At 35.2% G+C, this 3,824-nt stretch carries 5 protein-coding genes and 1 pseudogene; all 6 read left to right on the plus strand.

Annotated features, from left to right (window positions below; genetic code table 11):
- Positions 1-548, plus strand: a 548-nt coding sequence (locus tag MCQ_RS03385; protein WP_006923549.1) for a TrbJ/VirB5 family protein, incomplete at its 5' end; no start/stop codon positions are given.
- A gap of 237 nt (positions 549-785) precedes the next feature.
- The gene (locus tag MCQ_RS03390) at positions 786-1,667 is read left to right on the plus strand and encodes a TrbL/VirB6 family protein (RefSeq protein WP_006923550.1); all 882 of its coding nucleotides are present in this window, start codon (positions 786-788) and stop codon (positions 1,665-1,667) included.
- A gap of 162 nt (positions 1,668-1,829) precedes the next feature.
- A complete protein-coding gene (locus tag MCQ_RS03395) occupies positions 1,830-1,973 on the plus strand; it encodes a TrwH protein (RefSeq protein ID WP_035007863.1) in 144 nt (47 codons plus the stop codon).
- Positions 1,970-2,068 (plus strand): annotated as a pseudogene (locus MCQ_RS09345) (TrwG protein); the annotation flags it as partial. The gene MCQ_RS03395 and the pseudogene MCQ_RS09345, both read left to right, overlap by 4 nt.
- Before the next feature lie 68 nt (positions 2,069-2,136).
- Complete coding sequence (locus MCQ_RS03400; RefSeq protein WP_006923552.1) at positions 2,137-2,841, plus strand: TrbJ/VirB5 family protein; 705 nt, start codon at positions 2,137-2,139, stop codon at positions 2,839-2,841.
- 199 nt (positions 2,842-3,040) lie between these two features.
- Positions 3,041-3,691 carry a TrbJ/VirB5 family protein gene (locus MCQ_RS03405; protein ID WP_006923553.1) on the plus strand — a complete coding sequence of 217 codons (651 nt, stop codon included), beginning with the start codon at positions 3,041-3,043 and terminating at the stop codon, positions 3,689-3,691.
- Positions 3,692-3,824: the final 133 nt, after the last annotated feature.

Consider the following 3,824-nt stretch of genomic DNA (forward strand, 5'->3'; position numbering starts at 1 on the left):
AAGAAGAGCATTTAGAGCAAACGAAAAAAATGCATGACTCTATAACAGGAAATCGAAACTTTGGTACCTCAAAAGCGGATTACAGCAGTTTTTTTCTTAAAAATCCACAATGGATCTATAATAAAGGTAAAAAATCTGATATTTCTGTATTTATGCGCAAGTCACTCCATGATGTTCTGAGAGAGGAAGAATTTTCTGGTCCTATCATTGGCGTTCGCAAATCTATTGAAGAGCGTAGCAAATACGCAGCGGTTGTTGATAAAGCTGTAAGTTTGGAGGCTTTTAAGCAAACAGAAAGTCGTTTTAAGCAAATTTCAAGACTAGTAGAACAAATCAATAAAGCTGAAGATTTAAAAAGCATCACCGAATTGCAGGCACGCATAAAGGGGAAGCTAGCTATGATTCAGAATGAAGCTACAAAATTGCAAATGGTCGCATATCTAAGCAATGCAGAACGTATGCTTATCAACCAACAAAAGCATAAACGCAGTTTAGAAATTCTTAACAGTAAAAATGCAAAAATGCCTGTAATACGATCTATTCGATGATATTTTAAAATAACATTATCTCTACCATTAGTTTTTTCTGATTTTGGAAACAACATTGGTGCTTCATGTTGAATTTTCTCCCCACCAACCAAAGGGAAGAACGAAAAAATTGACCCACCATTAAAACAATTCGGATGAAAAGTACTTGTGACAAATTAGATAGATGCAACTGAAATGCCAAAATACATCAATGTTCCAAGATAATGGAAAGATAGAAATTCGTTAAAGAGGAATGCCATGGACTTTAAAATGTTCACACAACTGTTCAACATAATTGATCAGGCAACAACACAATATGTCACAGAAATTTCCTCAAAAACCATTATTGCAATTACACCCATCGTCTCAATTGGTCTTACCATCGCTTTTATCATCTATGCATGGCTCATCATCCGCGGCGCAATAGACATGCCAGTCTCTGAGTTCCTAAGCCGCTGCCTGCGGATAAGCATTATTACTTCAATTGCACTCACTGCAGGACTTTATCAAAACGACATTGCTAATTTAATCATGCAAATGCCCAATGACTTGTCAAATGCACTGATAAACAACCCACCAAAGAGCAACGAATTAAACAACTTGATTGATAAAGTAGCTGAAAGAGGATTTGAATGTGCAAGTAAAGCTTTCGAAGAAGCTGCTTTTTTGGATGGTGATGGGCTCCTTTACGGTCTCTTTGGTATCATTATTTTACTTGCAACAAGCTTCCTCGCAGCAATCGGTGGTGCATTCATTTTGATAGCAAAAATCGCACTTCTACTTCTTGTAGGGCTCGGACCACTCTTTATTATTGCCTTGCTCTGGCAACCAACATATCGCTTTTTCGAACAATGGATAGCCCAAATTTTGAGCTATACAATTCTCATTATACTGCTAGCCACTGTGTTTAGTCTAATGATGAACATCTTTGCAAATTACATGACCGATCTAAAATTTGATGGGAAGCAAAATGTAAGTTACGCACTTGGTGGTGCGCTCATCTTATCCATTATTTCCATCGTACTCTTGCTCAAACTATCAAACATTGCAAACGCTCTAGCAAAAGGCGTTACCTTTGGACATCTCTGGAAACAAAGTGCATTAAGAGATAATGCTTCTAGCAGCCGTACAACCAAATAATCCGTCAACATAATAGATGCATCTGTGCTGTAAACAGTCAGTCTTCATAAAAAATCAAGAAATAAAAACAATTATAGGCTATATATTTTTTAATCAAAATTGAAATAATGATAAAAAAGTGATAGAGCAAATTTAACAGTTTAATAAAAAGGGATGTTGAAAGTGAAATTAATCATTTTTGCAACTTTAATTGTGGGTCTTTTATCGGCTTGCGCATTGGCTCCAAAGCCAAAGCAGCCTAGTAATTGGAATCGGGTGCCTGTTAATAAAACAGTCCCTGCCGAAATTCAGCAAGGTGCCATATGAGAAAAAAACAAGCTAAACCAGTAAAAGCAGAACAGCTTAACACTTATTACGAAGAAAGCAGAGGCCTAGAACGTGAGCTCATCAATGAATCTATAAGTTAGCTAATCCAATAATAGTAATTGTTATTCCTTCTGGAACAGATAAAAATCAAAGAGATTCAAATATGAAAAAACTGGCTATTATAGCTATAATAAGTGTAACTCTTACAATGCCAAGCTTAGCAATAGGCTCGAAAAAAAAAGATTGTATAACCATCGATCAGGCTCATCACAGTAATGATGACATAAAGTCTGGATTCTTCGCAATATATTTTATGGACAAGCAGTTGGATGCCTTTAAAAAAATATATCAATCTATAACGGGGAATAGACAAAAAGGCGCGAAGTTGAAAGAAGATGATGGTACTTTGCTCTTTTTAAAACCACACCTTATCTATGATAATAATAAACAAAATGAGCTGGACAAAAAAATTCCTCCATTAATTCAGGAAATTAAAAGAGAGGAAATTGATTTTATCTATGACTCTGTTGATGATGCACGCGAAGAAATTGATGAACGCAAACAATATGCTGCAGTTATTGACAAAGCTGTAGATTTACAAATTTTTGAGGAAAATAGAAATCATTTTGAGCAAATTGAAAAAATATTAACCAAAGTGGACACAGTAGAAGATATAAAAGGTACTGCCGAATTAAAGCTACAGCTGGAAGGTATGCTATCCATGATTCAGAATGAAAAGATAAAATTAGAAGCGATCGCACATTCACGCGATGTTGAACAAGTACTTATCAAACAGCTGCAATACAAGCGCAATGCAAAGATTCTTCGACGTACAAATAAACAAATGCCTACTGTACGATCACGATGAAATTTTTAAATAAATTCGCCTATGCGATCGATCTTCTTTGCTTATTAAAACAAAAACTCTGTGACGAAAAGCTAACCAGTAAAAGAAGAATCTTAAACGTAAACCCATAAGTGAATTTATAAGTTAGCTATAATTCAGATGTATAAATTGTATAATTGTCAATCCTTCCGCAACATGTAAGAATTAAAAGGAGCTAAATATGAGAAAGCTAACGATTATAGCAGCAGTGAGTGTAATTCTTGCAACATTAAACCCAGAAAAAAGTTGGAGTTCAGACCCCTACTTCTTTAACGTACAGTCTGACATTCGTAAGATAATAGAAAAAATAAATGAAGCCATAACAGGCAAAACTCGAATAGAAATCTCAAAACTAGGGCAAAATAATCCTGATTTATACTTTGTAAAACCAGAATCTATCTACGACATGAGTAAACAAGGCGAAGTAGGTAAAGAGACACCCACTTTATTCAGAAAAATTATAAGAGAAGAAAATTATCTTCGTAATGTCCCTGTTGATGAAGCACGTGAAACTATTGATGAACGCAACCAATATGCAGCGATTATCGATAAAGCTGTAAATCTAAGGATTTTTGAGGAAATAGAAAATCGTTTTCAGCAAATTGCACTAATGGTAACCGACACAAGCAACATGGAAGATCTAAAGGGCGTTTCCGACTTGCAATTACGCATAAAGGGCATGCTAGCTACGATACAGAATGAAGCAATAAAACTACAAATGATTGCACGTTCGCGCAACACTGAAAAAACACTCATCCAACGGTTAAAACGCAAACGAAATATACAAATTCTTCAATCTGTTAATAGAGATATGCCTAAAATACGGTCATAATGATTTTTTTATAACAACACTGCTTCTACTACCATTAATTTTTTCTGATTTTGGAAACAACATTGGTGCTTCATGTTGAATTTTCTCCCCACCAACCAAAGGGAAGCACGAAAAAATTGACCCACCATTAAAA

Source organism: Candidatus Bartonella washoeensis Sb944nv (assembly GCF_000278135.1).
Classification (GTDB): domain Bacteria; phylum Pseudomonadota; class Alphaproteobacteria; order Rhizobiales; family Rhizobiaceae; genus Bartonella; species Bartonella washoeensis.

What these genes read in the sequence shown, in the direction of transcription:
- MCQ_RS03405 (WP_006923553.1), top strand. Translation starts at nt 3,041, where the DNA reads ATGAGAAAGCTAACGATTATAGCAGCAGTGAGTGTAATTCTTGCAACA.
- MCQ_RS03390 (WP_006923550.1), top strand. Translation starts at nt 786, where the DNA reads ATGGACTTTAAAATGTTCACACAACTGTTCAACATAATTGATCAGGCA.
- MCQ_RS03400 (WP_006923552.1), top strand. Translation starts at nt 2,137, where the DNA reads ATGAAAAAACTGGCTATTATAGCTATAATAAGTGTAACTCTTACAATG.